Here is a 17,078-nt window from a genome sequence, read left to right as displayed (position 1 = left end):
CTTTCGGAGGTTGGAAATAGAACGAACGCAGTTCGGTTCATTTAGTCAGGGGAGTGACTATCAAAGGTTGGAAATAGGGAACTGCTGAGCAGTTCCTCAAATCCTCTGTTCCTTTGAGCCGAAGGTCTCAAATACTCCGAATACCTGAAACGACAACGTTTCAGGCATTTTCATCACGGCATAAAGTCCTGGTTTAGGGCTCGCTCCGCTCGCAAAATAATCTAAATTTTTATTTTTTTCTTAGCAGAGCTACTCAGTTAATTTATCCAGAATTTAGTTTATCGACATTCTAACAAACTATTTATTTCTCGAACGACTCTTGCGTCTTTCCTTAAATTGGGCACGATTTTTCTGCTCATTCCTAAAAATAAAATAGGAAACCAGAGCCAGTGGTAACAAGACCAGACTAGAACCAATCCAAGTTAGGGTGAAATTTGTTTGATTGTCAGCTTCAGCGGATTGCTTTTTGACCAAGGCCTTATTGACCGTTGCCAAGACGCCTGTATCTTCAGCCTTCACAGAATCCTGAATCAAGGGACTGACCGAATCCAAGCCATTATCCGCATAGACCTGCCCATCCTTATATACCAATTTGGGACTAGTTCCAACGGGGACAGTCGCATATAGGTCCGACTCAACCTGGTAATGCTTTCCGTCCTGGCTATGTTTACCAGCTGTCAAGACTTTCTTGTATTCAAAGTCCTGATAAGCCTTATTAATCAAGGCGTTAGCAAAGGCATGGCGCTGGAAATCAGAATTCATATCAGACCAGGTACCCACACCCATAATGACTGCAATCATCTTTTGCCCGCCTCGATCGATGGTCATGGAAATATTGAAGGCCGCACGAGGACTGGAACCGGTTTTGAGACCAGTGACCCCTTCTAAACCGTAGATATTTCCTGGTAAAGAATAATTATAGGAATTATAGGCCTGCTGGTAGGGAGTGTCCACCATCGTAACAATGACCCGATGGCGCGTATATTCCAAAATAGCAGGATATTTTTTGGTCAAATGGTAGACCAAAATGGCCATATCACGCGCTGTTGTTTGGTTGGAAGCCGAATTGTCATAACGCTTGGGACTATAGTAACCTCTAAAGCCACTTGCCCCTGCTCCTCCTGGATTGTTCCAAACAGAATTGGTCATACCCAGCTCCTTGGCCTTGGCATTCATCATGTCCATAAAAGCATCCGGATCATTGTTAGACAAGTAATTGGCCAACATGACTGTCGCTACATTGGAAGATGGTACCAAGGTCATGGCAATCAAATCACCAACTGTATAATCAACACTAGCATAGATCGGATTGTTCGAAATTTCATGGATAGCAGAAATCGCCTGGTCAGTCTCCGTTGCCCTGATAATGGTATCTTCTGTCAACTTGCCCTGACCAATGGCTTCATAGACCAGATACAAGGTCATGAGCTTACTCATACTAGCCGGATCCCTTGACTCATCAATATTATCTTGCCAAACAATATCCCCAGTATTTCCATCAATCAATATAGAAGACTTGGGCCTGTAGCCCTCATAAACCTCATAACCAGAAGCTCTAGCAATATCCATCAATTCATCTGCTTTTACTACCGGACCGCCCCAAACCAGGCAAATTAACAGTAGAGCAAGTAGTAATCTTTTCACTATAATCTCCATTGATTTTTATTGATAAACCGGAGGATAACTACAACCCCTGCACTTCCTCCTAACGCAATCCCAACATGGCTTCCTTGGCATGAACCATGTCCGTCATCATCTGGCAATAAGGCGTTGGAATACCAACCCGCTTGCCCTTGAAAACTACCGCTCCATTCAGATAGTCAATCTCCGTCTTGCGACCATGTTGGATTAAGTCCTGATGCATGGACGGATAATGATGTGAGGCCTTTTTAGAAGTTTCCATGATGTACTTCCAAATCCCCTCTTCATCGATATTCCCTACTTCCGCACGCGCCACAGCGATAAATTCCTTGAAAATCCCCTGAACCAGATTGAGTCCACCTTCCGTTCCAAAAAGTTCCCCAATGGTACAGTCCATAATGGTACAGGTCGGATTCATGACCCCATTGACACAGGCCTTGCGCCAAATAGATTCAATCACATTCTCATCATAGGTCGCATTGAGTCCCGCTTGGTTAAACATGTCCACGATGTGGGCAACAGCCTGACCGTCCCCAGACATATTTTGCAGGAAAATGGATCCTGGTCCCTCCAGATGAGCATGACCTGGCCCCTTGAGCCCAGCCAACCAAATGGTCACTCCAACCATGATCGACTCATCTGGCACATAGCGGCGCATGGTGGTCGCATGACCCAACCCATTCAAAAGACTGAGTACCTTGGTCTGTTCACCGATAATCCCCTTAATATCCTGCAACATTTTTGGTAACTGGTCTGCCTTGGTCAAGAGGATAATCAAATCCGCCACTTCCACAGCCTCAGTCGGTTTCATAATCGGCAGCTTGACCGTCTCGTCAAAATCCCCCGTCACCTTGAGGCCATTTTCACGGATAGCCTGAATATGGTCCTCCCAATTGTCCAGCAAAATCACCTCATGATCAGTCTTAGACAGAGAATAACCAAAACGGCAACCCATGGCTCCACTACCAGCAATATATACACGCATGATTCGTCTCCTAAATCAATTCTGTCCCAATCGCATCTTGCTTGATTTTACCGGCTTTCATCAGCCCACCCAGGGCTTTTTTGAATTGCCCCTTGGAAATGCCAAAGGTGGCCTTGATGTCTTCCGGAGCAGACTTGTCATTCAAGGTCATAAAGCCGCCATTGCTTTCCAGATAAGTCAAAATCATCTGGGCATCATTTTCCAACATCTCAAATGAGCGTGGTTTGAGCGACAGATTGAGGGTCCGGTCAACAGCCCGATAGCCGATGACACGGGCCTCCAGGACCTGGCCCAAACGTGGCTCCGCATAACGCTCGCTAGGATGAATAAAACCCAGCATATTGTTGTCTGGCAAGTAAACAAAGGTCCCATTGAGTTTCAAGCGGTAGACAATAGCCTTGAGGGTCTGGTTTTGCATATTGTCATAAGCAGGACCTGCCATCTTTTGAAATTCCTCTTGAAAGGCAGGTAAAGCCCAAATTCGGTCTTTCTTGTCAACGTCCAACTTAACATAGAGCTGGTCGCCTTTCTTGGGCCAGAGTTCCTTGATGTCAGGAAGGATGTCCAAGGACACAACCACTTCCTTGTCCGGCAAGCCCGTATCAACAAAGACACCCAAGTCCTTCCTCACTTCTGTTACCGTTCCCCAGCCAAAGGTATCGCGGGTTGCTCCCACTTCCTTGGTCGTCAAGCGCAATTTCTGCTTCATATCTGTGTAGGCAAAGCCCTTGACAGATTGACCCAGCTGAAAATCCCCTTCTTCCTTGGACAGGGCAAAGGTCTTGCCATCCTTTTGGATGAAGTAAAACTGGTCATTTTGGTCGGTCACTAATCCGACAATATAGTGAGCTAGTAAATCATTCATAGCTATTTCTTTCTAGGCAACCATTGGGCGCCTGCATTTTTGGATGCTCTGCTGCTTACTCTTTAGACAAATCTCTAGGAAAACAATCATGCAAAGCTAGCAAAAAGGAAGGAAAGACAAGGATTCTGTAGATCTTTGTCCTCCCATTCCCCTTGTGCTGGTTAAACTTCTAAGAGTTCTTTTTCCTTGTCAGCTGTCATCTTGTCGATGGTCTTAATCGCATCGTCAGTGACTTTTTGGATGTCTTTTTCAAGCGTCTTCAAATCATCTTCCGTGATTTCTTTGGCCTTCTCAGCTTTTTTGGCCTCGTCCATAGCGTCACGACGGATGTTACGGATAGCTATTTTTGAGTTCTCGCCCACTTTTTTCACGTCTTTTGCCAAGTTCTTACGTGTTTCCTCTGTCAATGCAGGGATAACCAAGCGGATAACTGTACCATCAGATTGTGGTGTCAAGCCAAGGTCAGACGCATTCAAGGCACGTTCGATATCTTTCAAGATAGACTTATCAAACGGTGTGATAAGAAGAACACGCGCCTCTGGCACTGTGATACCAGCTAACTGGTTGAGCGGTGTTGGCGCTCCGTAGTAATCCACAGAGATACGGTCCAGGAGACTAGCATTGGCACGACCTGCACGGATATGGCTAAATTCACGCGCCAAGCTCTGGTGAGATTGATTCATACGCTCTTGCGCTTTGGCAATAATTTCTTTCGACATAAAATATCCTTTTCTTTTTGTTTTTATTTTTCTTCTTTGTTAGAAACGGTTGTACCGATTGGCTCACCGAAAACAACACGTTTGATATTGCCTGGCTCATTCATGTTAAAGACAACCAGGTCGATGTCATTGTCCATTGAAAGAGTTGATGCTGTGGCATCCATGATTTTAAGACCACGATGGATAACTTCACGGTGGGTCAATTCATTGAACTTAACCGCATTGGCATCCTTACGAGGGTCTGCATTGTAAACACCGTCGACCCCATTTTTAGCCATGAGAATGGCATCTGCTTCGATTTCTGCTGCACGAAGAGCAGCCGTCGTATCGGTTGAGAAATACGGTGAGCCGATACCAGCACCAAAGATAACGATACGACCTTTTTCCAAATGACGGAGAGCACGACCGCGAATATAAGGCTCTGCCACAGACTGCATAGAAATAGCTGTTTGCACACGAGTATCCACACCAAGCTGCTTGAGGGAATCCGCCATCACCAGGGCATTCATAACTGTTCCCAACATCCCTGTATAATCTGCTTGTACACGATCCATACCAGCTTCTGCAGCAGGCTCCCCACGCCAGAGGTTCCCACCACCGATTACAAGGGCAATCTGCACACCAGACTCAGCCACTTCCTGGATTTCCTTGGCCATTTCCTGAACTGTCTTGATGTCAATTCCGACACCACGTTCACCAGCCAAGGCCTCTCCAGATAGTTTGATTAGAATACGTTCGTATTTAGGTTTCATCATCTCTCTCCTCTATTTCATCCTTAGTATTTTATCATAAAATCGGGGATTTTTATAGAAAAATATCTGAGAAAACGGAGATTTCCAAACGAATCCCCTTCTAAAATTTATGCATCCAATTTTTTGTACTCCACTGCCAAGCCCCGCGCAACTGCTGGACGCTTAGCAATTTTCTCCACCCACTGATTGAGGTTCTGATAGCTAGCAACATCTAAAAATTCCTTGGAACCTGGATAGAGATTGCCCTGAGCCAGACGACCATACCAAGACCAGATGGCAATATCCGTAATAGTGTATTCGTCGCCAGCAATATAGGGACGGGTCGCCAAGAGCTGGTCTAACACATCTAGTTGACGCTTGGTTTCCATGGCATAGCGGTTAATCGGATATTCCTGGGCAGTTGGCGCGTAGTGATAGAAATGTCCAAAGCCACCACCAACAAAGGGTGCTGCACCAGTCTGCCAGAAGAGCCAATTGAGGACTTCCGTGCGACCTGCCCAGTCCCTTGGCAAGAAGGCATCAAATTTCTCAGCCAAATAGAGCAAAATATGAGAAGACTCAAAGACACGGACAGGATCTGCCCCTGAATAATCCACCATGGCAGGAATTTTTGAGTTTGGATTGATGTCTACAAAATCTGAACCAAACTGGTCGCCTTTGCCAATTTCAATCAAGAACAGGTCATAAGCCGCATCCGATATCCCCAATTCCTTGAGTTCTTCCAGCATGATAGCCACCTTGATGCCATTGGGTGTTCCAAGTGAGTAAACCTGCAAGGGCTTGTCGCCTTTGGGCAAGGTTTGCTCAAAACGGCTACCTGCGCTAGGACGGTTACCAGTCCGATTGTCATTTTCATCTTCCCACTTCCATACCTGTGGTTTCACATAATCTGTCATTCTATTTCCTCCTATAGGCTGTTTAAACCCATGACATAGCGATTGTAGCTTACTTGCAAATCCTGGATATAGAGGGCCAATTCAACCAGTTCCTTGGGCGCCCGCCAGGTCAGAGCAGTCACTTCTGCATTGACAAAAACAGAGAGTTGATCTGCCAAGAGATAGAGATTATCCGACTTGTCTAATTTCTGCGCAAACTCCACAATCTTCTCACGCAAGACATCCGTAATAATACCTTCTTCTAAATTGTAAACAGCAGATAAATGGCTGTAAAATTCGTCAGAATTTGCTTTTCTCATACTAACCTCCTTGATATGCCTGGACATATTATACACTAAAATTCAGGTATTTTCAAACAGAAAAAGACTGCCCGAAGACAGTCCCTCTACTCATTACAATGAGTTTGGATCAACTTTGATACCAACACCTTGTGTTGTAGTGATTGATACTGAAGTCATGTAAGTACCTTTAGCTGTAGCTGGTTTAGCTTTAGCCATTACATCGTGGAATGCTTTGAAGTTTTCAACGAGTTTGTCAGCGTCAAATGATACTTTACCGATAAGAGCTTGTACGATACCTGCCTTGTCAGCACGGTAAGTGATTTTACCACCTTTAGACTCTTCAACTGCTTTAGCAACATCCATCGTTACTGTACCAGTTTTAGGGTTTGGCATGAGGTTACGTGGACCAAGCACGCGACCAAGACGTCCAACAACTGCCATCATATCTGGAGTTGCGATAACAACGTCGAAGTCCAACCAACCACCGTTGATTTTAGCAACGAGGTCGTCTTCACCAACAAAGTCTGCACCAGCAGCTTTTGCTTCTTCTGCTTTAGCACCACGTGCGAAAACAAGAACGCGTGAAGTTTTACCAGTACCGTTTGGCAATACCATTGCACCACGGATTTGTTGATCAGCTTTACGTACGTCGATGTTCAAGTTGTAAGCAACTTCAACTGACGCGTCAAATTTAGCGAAGTTAGTTTCTTTTGCAAGAGCAACAGCTTCTTCTACGCTGTACAATTTTGTGCTGTCGATTTTTTCAAGAGCAGCACGCAAGTTTTTGCTTTTTTTAGCCATTTTATATGTCTCCTTGTAATCAGATAATCTTGGGTGCTACTTAGTCAGTAACAGTGAATCCCATAGAACGAGCAGTACCTTCGATCATACGCATTGCAGCTTCAAGAGATGCAGCGTTCAAGTCAGGCATTTTAGTTTCAGCAATTTCTTGTACTTGTGCACGAGTAACTGTTGCAACTTTAGTTTTGTTTGGTGTACCTGAACCTTTTTCAACACCTGCAGCTTTTTTCAAAAGAACAGCAGCTGGTGGTGTTTTAGTCACGAAAGTGAATGATTTATCTTCATACACAGAGATAACGACTGGGATAATCAAACCAGCTTGGTCAGCTGTACGAGCGTTGAACTCTTTAGTGAATCCCATGATATTGATACCTGCTTGACCAAGTGCTGGTCCGACTGGTGGAGCTGGAGTAGCTTTACCTGCAGGAATCTGAAGTTTTACGAGTTTTTCGACTTTTTTAGCCATGATATAAAATCCTCCTATTGTGGTTTTGGCGGTAATTAAAGATTTTTACCTCCCACAAATATGCGCATTTACACATACCTTTTTATTATACACGATTTCAGGAAAAATGCAAGCTTTATGTTTACTTTTTTTTATTTTTTTAATAGAATATAAGTATGTTATTACTGAAAATTGCAGCGGTTGTTTATCCAATTGTTACGCTGATTATTTCAATTCTATTTGTCAAATTATTAAAGTTAAATAAGAGGGGTTGGAACTTTGCAGACCTGGCTTTTCCTATGTTCGCTTTTGAATTTATCATCCTAACAGATAAGCTCTACTACAGCAGCCTGCTACCCCACCTACTGCTAGCTCTTTCTCTGCTCTTGCTGATTCTGCTAACTGGCACTCTCTATAAAAAAAGAGAATTAGACTACAAGCGTTTTTTCAAGGTTTACTGGAGGGCTGGTTTTCTCCTGATCTTTCTCATGTACATCGGTCTTCTCGTCGCCATCTTTACCCAAAAATAAGCAATCCCTCCTGAGAAATTATCAGAAGGGATTTTTTCTATTCATGAATTTCTAATGGTAGACCATCTGGGTCAAAGAAGAAGGCCATCTTCTTGCCATCAAAATCGTCATATCGTAGGGCTTCGTGGGGAATGTCCAAGCGGTCAAACTCCGCCAGACAGGCCTCGACATCTGCGACCTTAAAAGCTAAATGCCGCAGGCCTGTGTATTCTGGTTGAGGCATTTTGGGGCGCAAGGGGGCGTCTGGCTTGATAAAGATTTCCAAGACCAGATTGCCCTTTCTGACATTGAAAAGAATGTCATTTTTTTCTGGGCGAATATGCTCATCCAGCTGTTCAAAGCCCAATTTGTCCACATAAAATTCTCTAGTTTTGTCATAATTACTGCCGATAATGGCAATGTGGTGCACCGTTTCAAAGGTCATTACTGTGTCTCCAATACTTTTCTAGGTTTAGTCCCTTCGGCTGGACCGATGACGCCAGCTGCCTCTAATTCTTCCATCAAACGGGTTGCGCGGTTAAAACCGACCGATAGGCGGCGCTGGATCATAGATGCGGAAGCCTTTTGCGTTTCGATGACGAGGGCACGCGCCTCATTGAAGAGAGGGTCACCCTCAGAAGCTCCGCCATTGTCATCGAATCCACCATCGCCTTCTGCTACTTCGCCCGGATCAAAGGACTCGTCGTATTCGGCATCGGCCTGGGCCTTGACAAAGCTGACAATCCGCTCGACATCATCGTCCGAGATAAAGGAGCCTTGTAAGCGAATTGGAGCCGACTCGCCAATAGGATGGAAGAGCATGTCCCCGCGACCAAGGAGTTTTTCGGCGCCATTTTCTCCCAAAATGGTCCGCGAATCCGTGCCCGATGCGACCGCAAAAGCCACACGAGACGGCACATTGGCCTTGATCAGACCTGAAATAACATCAACAGATGGACGCTGGGTCGCTAAAATCATGTGAATGCCCGCCGCACGAGCTTTTTGCCCCAGACGGATAATGGCATCCTCCACTTCCTTGCTGGCGACCATCATCAGGTCAGCCAACTCGTCCACGATGACGACAATCAAAGGTAGGGGAATTTGTTTTTCCTCGGAACGGCTGTTAAATTCCTCAACCTTGGCATTGTAGCCTTCAAGGTTACGGACGCCGATATGACTGAAGAGTTCGTAGCGTTTCTCCATCTCGTCCACCACCTTTTGCAGGGCGCGCGCTGCCTTACGAGGATTGGTCACAACAGGGATGAGCAGGTGGGGAATATCATTATAGACCGACAATTCAACCATTTTGGGGTCAATCATCATAAACTTGACTTGGTCAGGACTGGCCTTCATCAAAATAGAAGAAATAATACCGTTGACCGCGACAGATTTACCAGAACCGGTCGATCCTGCTACCAGCAAGTGAGGCATTTTGGCAAGGTCAAAGGATTTGACAGAGCCATTGACTGCTTTTCCAAGCGGAATTTCCAAGAGTTTGTTAGCATCCGTCTTAGATTGTTCCCAAAGTTCACGGAAGGGCACCATAGCCACTTCGGAATTGGGTACCTCGATACCGACCAAGGATTTGCCCGGAATTGGCGCCTCAATACGGACATCTTTGGCAGCTAGAGCCAGAGCCAAATCATCCGCCAAATTGGAAATCCGATTGACGCGGACACCGACAGCGGGTTTTAATTCATAACGGGTGACCGACGGTCCGATTTCTGCCCGCTCCACGACCACCTTGATACCAAAGCTGGCAAAGGTGTCTTCTAAAATCTTAATGTTCTGTCGGACCAGACGTTTTTCATTGGACTGGCTTTTGGCCTTGATTGGCGCAAAGAGGTCAATGGACGGCAATTTGTAAGCCAAGCGTTGCTTGAGCTTGGGTTTGAAGTCGATTTGAACTTCGACATCATCCACTTCTTCTGGAAGGTCAGCGCTTGCCTGTGCTTCCTCATCCTCAACCAGCATAACTGGAAATTCATCTTCTACCTCTTCTAAATGATCGTATTCTGAAATAATGGGCACTTGAACTGGTTCCGCGTCTAGAATTTCACCCGTTTCCAAATCGACTGGCCTATCCAAGGCTAATGATTCTTCTTCCTCCAAACGCAGACGCTCTTCCTCCAAGCGAGCCAATTCTAGCTGGCGTTTTTCTTCTCGCTCGGCCCGCTTCAACTCCCGAAGCTCTGCCCTTTTTAACTGGCCCTCCGTCATCTTATCCTTGAGAACTGCCAGGCCATCGGCCACATCGTAGACAGACCATGGACTCATAAAGAAAATACCAAAGGCAATCAATAGAAGACCGATGAAAAAGGAGCCTAGATTAGAAAATAGGAAGGCAATGGGCATATAGAAGGCGCTACCCAGCAGGCCTCCACCCAGAAACTCCTTGACCTGAAAACGCGACAGCTCATTCAAACTCAGCCGCAAACTATAGGTAAAGAGGTCCGACCCACTGTAAGAAACATCCAAATAGGCCTGAAAGCCTATCAGGAGACCGGCCACAATCAGGTAAAAGCCCGAAATCATCCCTTCTCTGCGCTGCCAAAATTGGGGGAAGACAAAGTAGACTAGAAGTCCTGCCAGGACTAGATAGGATAGGCTACCAAATAGCAGGCGGAAGACATTGTAGGCCGTCACACCAAAGGCACCCAGCCGACTAGCTGTCAATATAACGAATAAGACGCCAAAAATCCGAATCAAGATTTTTTTGACCCTGTCTTGTTGGGCTATTTCAGCCTTGGTCGGCCGCCTTGTTTTCTTTCCTTTTTTATTTGCTTGTTTCATTACAACCTCAACTTTCTCAATCTCTTTATTTTACCATATTTTTAGTCCGAATTCAGGCTAGAAATGCAGGTACTGACGAGACGAGAAAGAGAGAATCTTTCGACTCTCCCCGCACTTTTATTTTGTCTTTTCAACATTCAAGATTTTCACCTGGTAGCTTCCAGCTGGTGTCTCAATCAGAGCCACCTCTCCAGTCTTCTTACCAATCAAGGCGTGACCGATAGGACTTTCATTTGAAATCTTATTGGCAAAGGCATCCGCACCAGCAGCACCAACGATGTGATACACTTCCTCGTCTGTTTCACCGATTTCTTGAACAGTAACTGTCTTACCGATAGCCACTTCATCTGCTGCAACAGCATCGCTATTGACAATTTCCGCATACCGAATCTTGTTCTCGATAGTTGAAATTTGACCCTCTACAAAAGCCTGCTCATCTTTAGCTGCTTCGTATTCAGAGTTTTCCGAAAGGTCTCCGTAAGAACGGGCGATTTTAATACGCTCCACAATCTCCGGACGACGGACCAACTTCAGTTCTTCTAATTCTTTTTCCAACAATTCCTTTTCTTCCAAGGTCATTGGATAGGTTTTTTCTGCCATTTTTACTTCCTTTTCATGTTTGTCAGGGATGAAAACAAAATTATGCGGAAAATCCACATAATTTTGCCTCAACCTTATTGATTATTTAATTTGCTATTTACGTGTGTTTCAACGTTTTGATTGTGCTCGTCAAATGAAGCGGTAAAATACACTTCTCCAGTCGTCACATCTGCTACAAAGTAGAGATAGTCTGTCTGGTTTGGATTGATGGTCGCCTGAATAGCTGCTAAACTTGGACTTCCTACAGGACCAGGCATTAGACCTAGGTGTACGTAGTTGTTATAAGGTGAATCAATCGCAGTGTCGATTCCTGCATCCTCAGCCAAGGTTGTCTTCTCACCCAGTTTGCCCATTGCATACAAAACAGCGATGTTAGACTGCAATGGCATGCCGATGTTCATACGATTGTAGAAAGTACTTGCGATATTCCGACGGTCCTCGTCTGTAGAACCTTCCTTTTCAACCAGTGAAGCCATGGTCAATACTGAATTCACATCCAATCCCTTGTTTGGAAGCTCCGCATAGTATGGTTTCAAGGCAGTATTGGTCGCCGCAATCATATCTTCTACCAATTGCTCAATAGTCGTGTCTTCGTAATACTCATAAGTAGCTGGAAAGAGATACCCTTCCAACTGATACTTGACACCACTATCCGCTGCAGGCAGGCTTGCAAAGAGGTCTGGATAAGTCTCTGTCATTCGCGTGATGAAAGCTGGGTCCTGAACCGTTGCCATAAAGGCATCCGAGCTAAATGGAGATTCCGTTTTTTCATCCTCTGAAGCACTATTTTGGGTAATCGCTTGAGCAATCTGCTCAATGGTGTACCCCTCAATAACCAGGATTTTACCTGATGCAGGTTTTTCAGCGACTGGAGTTCCACCCTCTTGCAACTTCTTAGCCAGATCTTCTACAGACATGGCCTGGTTCAAATTATAGAAACCACTCTGGAAGCTATTATAGCTCTTTAATTTAGAGAAGTAGTTAAAGACTGTCGCATTCTTAATCAGCTTATTTTCTAAAAGAATTTGACCGATTTGACTAGTAGAAGAACCTTCTGGAATTTCCACTTGAATAGTCTCTGAAGCTTCCACATTGACTGGTTCTAAGCTTGACTTGACATAGAAGAAACCAGCAACCAAGGTAGCCACTAGGGCCAAGGCAACCAAGGAAACAATGGTCCCGACAATTTTCTTAGCTGTTTTATCTTGTTTCTTCTTAACTTGCTTGGTCGCACCGCGTCTTCTTGCCAAAGGTTCTTCCTTTTCAACAACAGGAGTCACTGGTTCAGGTTGAGGAGTTACTGCAGGAGCAACCTCTACCTCATCTCTTGTAAATACCGGCTCATCTTCCAATGGAGGTAAAATCATCGGTTCAGTTTGAGGAAGTGGCTCTTCTTCGGCTATTTCCGGATAATCCATTCCAGCCGCAATGGTCCGCAACTGTTGCAGACTGCGCTCGACCGTATCTTCCAATGGAGGTTCTACTGTCTCGTTCCCCTCTTCTTGAGAAAATTCTGGCGCGATTGGAGGCTGTTCAACTTCCTCTTCCTTGACCGACAAATCCACTTCAACCGCTTTCGGAAGCAAATCTTCTGCAATCTTTGGTATAACCTTTGTTTCTTCAAGGCCAACCTCGTCCTCAAAAGCAATCTTGTTAATCCGAATGGTTTGTGGCGCTGTTTCTTTTGTTTGTTCCAAGGCTTCTGTCAAAGGCAGATGCGTTGGAGTTGCTTGCTTCTTCTCTGTAGATTCTTGTAAGGATTCAACAATATCCTGTCTACTCGGAAGGTCCGAATCTGTGTTTTGGCGTTTTGATTTCAATTCCTCTAGTTCTCTTAATATCTGATCACGAAAACTAGCAGATTGTGTGTCTTTATCTTCAAAATCCTTTGGCACAATACTACTCCTTTCACACAATTACCCTTTATTATATCTTAAAAAAATTACAAAATCAAGGAATTTAAAGCCATTAACACGACATTGTATGAAAAAATGCATGCAACCATTTTCTGATAACATGCAACGTTTTTTTATCATTATTTCATTCAATTCTCCAAGTTATTAGTGACAACTGAGCGTTTTGCGGGATTCCCATAGCACACGTTGAGGAGACAGGAATTCCCTTAATCCCGTCTAAAAATATCCCGTGTATAGACTTTGTCTGTCACATCATCCAAATTGACATCATAACGGTTGGCCACAATCGCCTGGCTCACTTCCTTAAATTTCTTTAAGTTGTTGACAACTTTGGAGCCAAAGAAGGTCGAACCATTTTCCAAGGTCGGTTCAAATATTATGACCTTAGCCCCCTTGGCCTTCAAGCGCTTCATCACCCCTTGTATCGAACTCTGACGGAAATTATCCGAATTGCTCTTCATGGTCAAGCGGTAAATGCCAATCGTAATCTCTTTCTCCACTTCCTGATGAAATTGATCATGGCCTGAATAGTCGTAATAGCCTGCCAATTTCAAGACTTGATCGGCAATGAAATCCTTACGAGTACGGTTGGATTCCACGATGGCAGTCATCATATTCTGAGGCACCTTATCATAGTTTGCTAAGAGTTGTTTGGTGTCTTTAGGCAGGCAGTAGCCCCCATAGCCAAAGGAAGGATTGTTGTAATGGTCTCCAATCCGAGGATCCAAGCCAATCCCGCGGATGATGGATTCGGAGTTCAAGCCCTTCATCTCTGCGTAGGTATCCAACTCATTGAAATATGAAACACGCAGAGCCAGATAGGTATTGGCAAAGAGCTTAACTGCTTCTGCTTCAGTTGCACCCATATACAGGACCTCAATCTGGTCTTTCAGAGCTCCTTCTTGTAAGAGCATCGCAACTTTTTTAGCAGCCGCAATGGTCTCTGGAGCATCATCGTGTTCATAGGAAACAATAATCCGTGAAGGATAGAGATTGTCATACAAGGCTTTGGATTCCCGTAAAAATTCTGGACTGAAAAGAATGTTCTCGGTACCAAACTTCTTACGAACCGACTGTGTAAAGCCAACAGGAATGGTGGACTTGATGACCATTAGGGCTTGAGGATTGACCTTCATGACCATCTCAATGACTGCCTCCACATGACTGGTATCAAAATAATTCTCCGCGCTATCATAGTTGGTCGGTGCAGCAATGATGACAATTTCGGCTTCTTTGTAGGCTGTTTCGGCATCCAAGGTCGCAACCAGGTCCAGGTCCTTTTCCGCCAAGTACTGCTCAATGTAGTCGTCCTGAATCGGTGATTTCCTAGCATTGATCAAATCAACTTTTTCAGGAATCACATCGACCGCAACAACTCGATGGTGTTGCGCCAAGAGAACGGCATTGGACAGACCAACATATCCGGTACCTGCAACAGCAATATTGGTTTTTTCAACTCTCATTTCTGAAGAAGTGTTGCTATTTGTTACAAATAGGGATGCAAGATCAAATTCCAAGACTTGTGCCAATCTTTCTATTTGAGGGATAGATGGAAGGTAATTCCCCTTCTCAATCCGACTGATCATGGCGCGGTTGATGCTGGTTACATCAGCCAATCCCTGCTGGGATAATCCTTTATTTTTGCGTTTTTCCAACACAACTTCTGACAAAGCAGATTGTGAAAAAGATATTGTGTTCATTATTTTTACCTCGATGATTGATGTCTTCATAGTATAACGTTTGTTGTTTTTAAAATCAATTTATCAGTTCCGGAGATATCGGACTATCTAAATAGATATATATAATAACAAAAAAGGCTCTATAATTACTGTAGTGGGTAAATCCACTGTAGAGATTATGTAGCCTTTTTGAGTGTATACAAAAAATCCCATATGACCTATAATGAAAAGCAACCACACTCACATTAGAAAGACTCATATGGAACTACTTCATCATACCACAGAACTAATCGGAATCAAAGACAAAAACATCAAAATTCTCTTCGTTTTAAAACATCAGACCCATCTGGAAATTCGAGCAAGGCTGGATTATGACAGCCCTAGCTGTCCTCATTGCCAAGGGAAGTGTATCAAGTACGATTTTCAAAAGTCGTCAAAGATTCCGATTTTGGATTGTCAGGGCTTTCCGACCCTCCTTCTGCTTAAGAAACGACGGTTTCAATGCAAATCTTGCCAAAAAGTGACTGTATCTGAGACACCCCTAGTCAAGAAAAACTGTCAGATTTCCCAACCTATTTGGGAGAAAGTCACACAACTCTATACAGAAAACATGACCAATATAGCCATCGCTAGGAGACTACATATCTCCGTGTCGGTCGTCCAGAGGAAACTGGCTCAATTTCAATTTGAGAATGATTTTATGAAATTACCAAAAGTCTTAAGCTGGGATGAATTTAGTCGGAACAAGGGAAAACTCGCCTTTATTGCTCAGGATTTTGAGACGAGATCGATTGTGACCATTCTTGACAACAACCGCCAAACCACCATCAAGAACTATTTCTACAAGTATCCTAGGGCGGTCAGAGAAACTGTCGAGGTCGTAACAGTGGACATGTCGGGTAGCTATATTCCTATCATCAAACAGTTATTTCCAAATGCGAAAATTGTCCTTGATAGATTTCACATTATCCAACACCTGAGCCGTGCTATGATGACGACTAGAATTGATATTATGAAGACTTTCGATACGCGTTCCCTACCTTATCGATCCATGAAAAATCACTGGCGTATTCTCCAAAAAGATAGCCGTAAACTGTCTCTGAATAGCTTCTATTCCCGAACTTTTGGGCAAACAGTAACACCGAGAGAGGTTATCCAGAAGACATTGAATTTCTCTGTGGAACTGAAATTCTATTACGAACTCTATCAGATCCTCCTCTTCCATTTCCAAGAGAAGAACTTGAAACATTTCTTCGATCTTCTAGAGGACAATCTGAATCTTGTCAATCCAACCTTTAGGACTGTTTTTAAGACATTTCTAAAGTATAAAACGTACATCACGAACATCATGGAGCTTCCATATTCCAACGCTAAACTGGAAGCGACCAATAAACTCATCAAAGATATCAAGAGGCAAGCGTTCGGATTTAGGAACTTTACGAACTTAAAAAACAAAATATATATTGCTTTGAATATACAAAAAGAGAGAACGCATATCGTCCTCTCTAGGTGTTACCTTTTCATCTACCCACTACAGTTGACAAAGAGCCAGATTTTCTTATCAAAAACTTCCAGAGTCAATTAAGACTTTGGAAGTTTTTAATATAATTCACTATCGGGCGGTTACTATTTTACATCAACATTCCTATAAATGCTCATCATTAAATCGTTTCCAACATTGATATACATCAGCTTCCTCATAGTCACCAATTGTAGCAATGCGTTCTTCATCCATAGTTTTCTGCAAATAACTATCAAAATCCCCAATGACTTTGGCTGGTACTCCTGCAACAATTGAATTATCAGGAATATCTTTCGTTACAATAGCACCTGCAGCAACAATGACATTCGAACCAATTTTAACGTCGCCCATGATGATCACATTAGCGCCAATAAAAACATTATCACAAATTTCTATGCAAGAATATTTTTTAGTAAACTTATGAGAATTGTTGGGAAGGTGGTTTAACATTTTATGAATGACATCATGATTAATAAATTTTACACCCGCTGCTACCACAACATTATTACCAAACTTAATCAATTTTGCATCTTGTGGAATAATCCGTGGTTGAAAAAAGAAATGTTCTCCAACACTTTGAAAAATGCCATGCTTCACTAAATAATCAGTACGCTTTATTGCACTTTTAATTAAAGCAACTCTAATCTTTGTGAATAAAAAATTCTTCGCCATTT

Annotated in this window: 17 protein-coding genes; 2 read left to right on the top strand and 15 right to left on the bottom strand. The window is 43.7% G+C overall.

The window, feature by feature from the left end; all coding sequences use genetic code 11:
* Positions 1–297: 297 nt before the first annotated feature.
* The 9 genes from ACHBIF_RS03220 to rplK all read right to left on the bottom strand — a co-directional run bounded on the left by ACHBIF_RS03220 (position 298) and on the right by rplK (position 7,406).
* Positions 298–1,647 (bottom strand): DUF1958 domain-containing protein, encoded by a 1,350-nt coding sequence (locus tag ACHBIF_RS03220; RefSeq protein WP_394718626.1) that lies wholly within the window; start codon positions 1,645–1,647, stop codon positions 298–300.
* 58 nt (positions 1,648–1,705) lie between these two features.
* Complete coding sequence (locus tag ACHBIF_RS03215) at positions 1,706–2,626, bottom strand: 2-dehydropantoate 2-reductase (protein ID WP_105161048.1); 921 nt, start codon at positions 2,624–2,626, stop codon at positions 1,706–1,708.
* 10 nt (positions 2,627–2,636) lie between these two features.
* The gene (gene cvfB / locus ACHBIF_RS03210; RefSeq protein WP_105161049.1) at positions 2,637–3,491 is read right to left on the bottom strand and encodes an RNA-binding virulence regulatory protein CvfB; all 855 of its coding nucleotides are present in this window, start codon (positions 3,489–3,491) and stop codon (positions 2,637–2,639) included.
* A 161-nt stretch (positions 3,492–3,652) separates the two neighbouring features.
* On the bottom strand, positions 3,653–4,210 hold the full coding sequence (gene frr / locus ACHBIF_RS03205; protein ID WP_172079572.1) for a ribosome recycling factor: 558 nt from the start codon (positions 4,208–4,210) through the stop codon (positions 3,653–3,655).
* A 23-nt stretch (positions 4,211–4,233) separates the two neighbouring features.
* On the bottom strand, positions 4,234–4,965 hold the full coding sequence (gene pyrH / locus ACHBIF_RS03200; RefSeq protein ID WP_161943050.1) for a UMP kinase: 732 nt from the start codon (positions 4,963–4,965) through the stop codon (positions 4,234–4,236).
* Between the two features lie 104 nt (positions 4,966–5,069).
* Entirely contained in the window at positions 5,070–5,858 is a 789-nt protein-coding gene (gene yghU / locus ACHBIF_RS03195) for a glutathione-dependent disulfide-bond oxidoreductase (protein ID WP_394718621.1), read from the bottom strand.
* A gap of 11 nt (positions 5,859–5,869) precedes the next feature.
* Positions 5,870–6,157, bottom strand: a complete 288-nt coding sequence (locus ACHBIF_RS03190; RefSeq protein ID WP_172021506.1) for a hypothetical protein — start codon at positions 6,155–6,157, stop codon at positions 5,870–5,872.
* Between the two features lie 93 nt (positions 6,158–6,250).
* On the bottom strand, positions 6,251–6,940 hold the full coding sequence (gene rplA / locus ACHBIF_RS03185) for a 50S ribosomal protein L1 (RefSeq protein ID WP_004194879.1): 690 nt from the start codon (positions 6,938–6,940) through the stop codon (positions 6,251–6,253).
* A gap of 40 nt (positions 6,941–6,980) precedes the next feature.
* Positions 6,981–7,406 carry a 50S ribosomal protein L11 gene (gene rplK, locus ACHBIF_RS03180; protein ID WP_105116783.1) on the bottom strand — a complete coding sequence of 142 codons (426 nt, stop codon included), beginning with the start codon at positions 7,404–7,406 and terminating at the stop codon, positions 6,981–6,983.
* A gap of 155 nt (positions 7,407–7,561) precedes the next feature.
* Between rplK and ACHBIF_RS03175 the strand changes: the two genes are divergently transcribed.
* A complete protein-coding gene (locus ACHBIF_RS03175; protein WP_105111148.1) occupies positions 7,562–7,915 on the top strand; it encodes a DUF3397 family protein in 354 nt (117 codons plus the stop codon).
* 37 nt (positions 7,916–7,952) lie between these two features.
* On the opposite strand, the gene ACHBIF_RS03170 is transcribed toward ACHBIF_RS03175, so the two are convergent.
* The 5 genes from ACHBIF_RS03170 to ACHBIF_RS03150 all read right to left on the bottom strand — a co-directional run bounded on the left by ACHBIF_RS03170 (position 7,953) and on the right by ACHBIF_RS03150 (position 14,903).
* Positions 7,953–8,339: a VOC family protein gene (locus ACHBIF_RS03170; protein WP_394718613.1), complete on the bottom strand. Its 387-nt coding sequence runs from the start codon at positions 8,337–8,339 to the stop codon at positions 7,953–7,955.
* Positions 8,339–10,687 carry a DNA translocase FtsK gene (locus tag ACHBIF_RS03165; protein ID WP_394718611.1) on the bottom strand — a complete coding sequence of 783 codons (2,349 nt, stop codon included), beginning with the start codon at positions 10,685–10,687 and terminating at the stop codon, positions 8,339–8,341. The genes ACHBIF_RS03170 and ACHBIF_RS03165 overlap by 1 nt, the downstream gene beginning before the upstream one ends.
* Before the next feature lie 117 nt (positions 10,688–10,804).
* Positions 10,805–11,287, bottom strand: coding sequence for a transcription elongation factor GreA (gene greA, locus ACHBIF_RS03160; RefSeq protein ID WP_105111151.1), 483 nt, complete (start codon positions 11,285–11,287; stop codon positions 10,805–10,807).
* A 74-nt stretch (positions 11,288–11,361) separates the two neighbouring features.
* A complete protein-coding gene (mltG, locus tag ACHBIF_RS03155; protein WP_394718609.1) occupies positions 11,362–13,182 on the bottom strand; it encodes an endolytic transglycosylase MltG in 1,821 nt (606 codons plus the stop codon).
* 227 nt (positions 13,183–13,409) lie between these two features.
* Positions 13,410–14,903: a nucleotide sugar dehydrogenase gene (locus tag ACHBIF_RS03150; protein WP_394718607.1), complete on the bottom strand. Its 1,494-nt coding sequence runs from the start codon at positions 14,901–14,903 to the stop codon at positions 13,410–13,412.
* Positions 14,904–15,141: 238 nt separating this feature from the next.
* Here ACHBIF_RS03150 and ACHBIF_RS03145 point away from each other — a divergent pair, with 238 nt between their 5' ends.
* Complete coding sequence (locus ACHBIF_RS03145; RefSeq protein ID WP_394718605.1) at positions 15,142–16,467, top strand: ISL3 family transposase; 1,326 nt, start codon at positions 15,142–15,144, stop codon at positions 16,465–16,467.
* A 60-nt stretch (positions 16,468–16,527) separates the two neighbouring features.
* Here the strand turns inward: ACHBIF_RS03145 and ACHBIF_RS03140 are convergent, their stop codons facing one another.
* Complete coding sequence (locus ACHBIF_RS03140) at positions 16,528–17,076, bottom strand: acyltransferase (protein WP_394718603.1); 549 nt, start codon at positions 17,074–17,076, stop codon at positions 16,528–16,530.
* Positions 17,077–17,078 lie beyond the last annotated feature (2 nt).

Source organism: Streptococcus sp. A11 (genome assembly GCF_043674225.1).
In the GTDB taxonomy this organism is placed as follows: domain Bacteria; phylum Bacillota; class Bacilli; order Lactobacillales; family Streptococcaceae; genus Streptococcus; species Streptococcus suis_V.
The sequence above is the reverse complement of the archived record's forward strand: the minus strand, read 5'-3'. Positions and strand labels throughout refer to the sequence as shown.

Coding starts and splice junctions, on each gene's coding strand:
- frr (WP_172079572.1), bottom strand. CDS start 4,210: ATGTCGAAAGAAATTATTGCCAAAGCGCAAGAGCGTATGAATCAATCT.
- ACHBIF_RS03175 (WP_105111148.1), top strand. CDS start 7,562: ATGTTATTACTGAAAATTGCAGCGGTTGTTTATCCAATTGTTACGCTG.
- cvfB (WP_105161049.1), bottom strand. CDS start 3,491: ATGAATGATTTACTAGCTCACTATATTGTCGGATTAGTGACCGACCAA.
- ACHBIF_RS03150 (WP_394718607.1), bottom strand. CDS start 14,903: ATGAACACAATATCTTTTTCACAATCTGCTTTGTCAGAAGTTGTGTTG.
- ACHBIF_RS03140 (WP_394718603.1), bottom strand. CDS start 17,076: ATGGCGAAGAATTTTTTATTCACAAAGATTAGAGTTGCTTTAATTAAA.
- yghU (WP_394718621.1), bottom strand. CDS start 5,858: ATGACAGATTATGTGAAACCACAGGTATGGAAGTGGGAAGATGAAAAT.
- rplA (WP_004194879.1), bottom strand. CDS start 6,940: ATGGCTAAAAAAAGCAAAAACTTGCGTGCTGCTCTTGAAAAAATCGAC.
- ACHBIF_RS03215 (WP_105161048.1), bottom strand. CDS start 2,626: ATGCGTGTATATATTGCTGGTAGTGGAGCCATGGGTTGCCGTTTTGGT.
- rplK (WP_105116783.1), bottom strand. CDS start 7,406: ATGGCTAAAAAAGTCGAAAAACTCGTAAAACTTCAGATTCCTGCAGGT.
- greA (WP_105111151.1), bottom strand. CDS start 11,287: ATGGCAGAAAAAACCTATCCAATGACCTTGGAAGAAAAGGAATTGTTG.
- ACHBIF_RS03190 (WP_172021506.1), bottom strand. CDS start 6,157: ATGAGAAAAGCAAATTCTGACGAATTTTACAGCCATTTATCTGCTGTT.
- ACHBIF_RS03145 (WP_394718605.1), top strand. CDS start 15,142: ATGGAACTACTTCATCATACCACAGAACTAATCGGAATCAAAGACAAA.
- ACHBIF_RS03170 (WP_394718613.1), bottom strand. CDS start 8,339: ATGACCTTTGAAACGGTGCACCACATTGCCATTATCGGCAGTAATTAT.
- ACHBIF_RS03165 (WP_394718611.1), bottom strand. CDS start 10,687: ATGAAACAAGCAAATAAAAAAGGAAAGAAAACAAGGCGGCCGACCAAG.
- pyrH (WP_161943050.1), bottom strand. CDS start 4,965: ATGATGAAACCTAAATACGAACGTATTCTAATCAAACTATCTGGAGAG.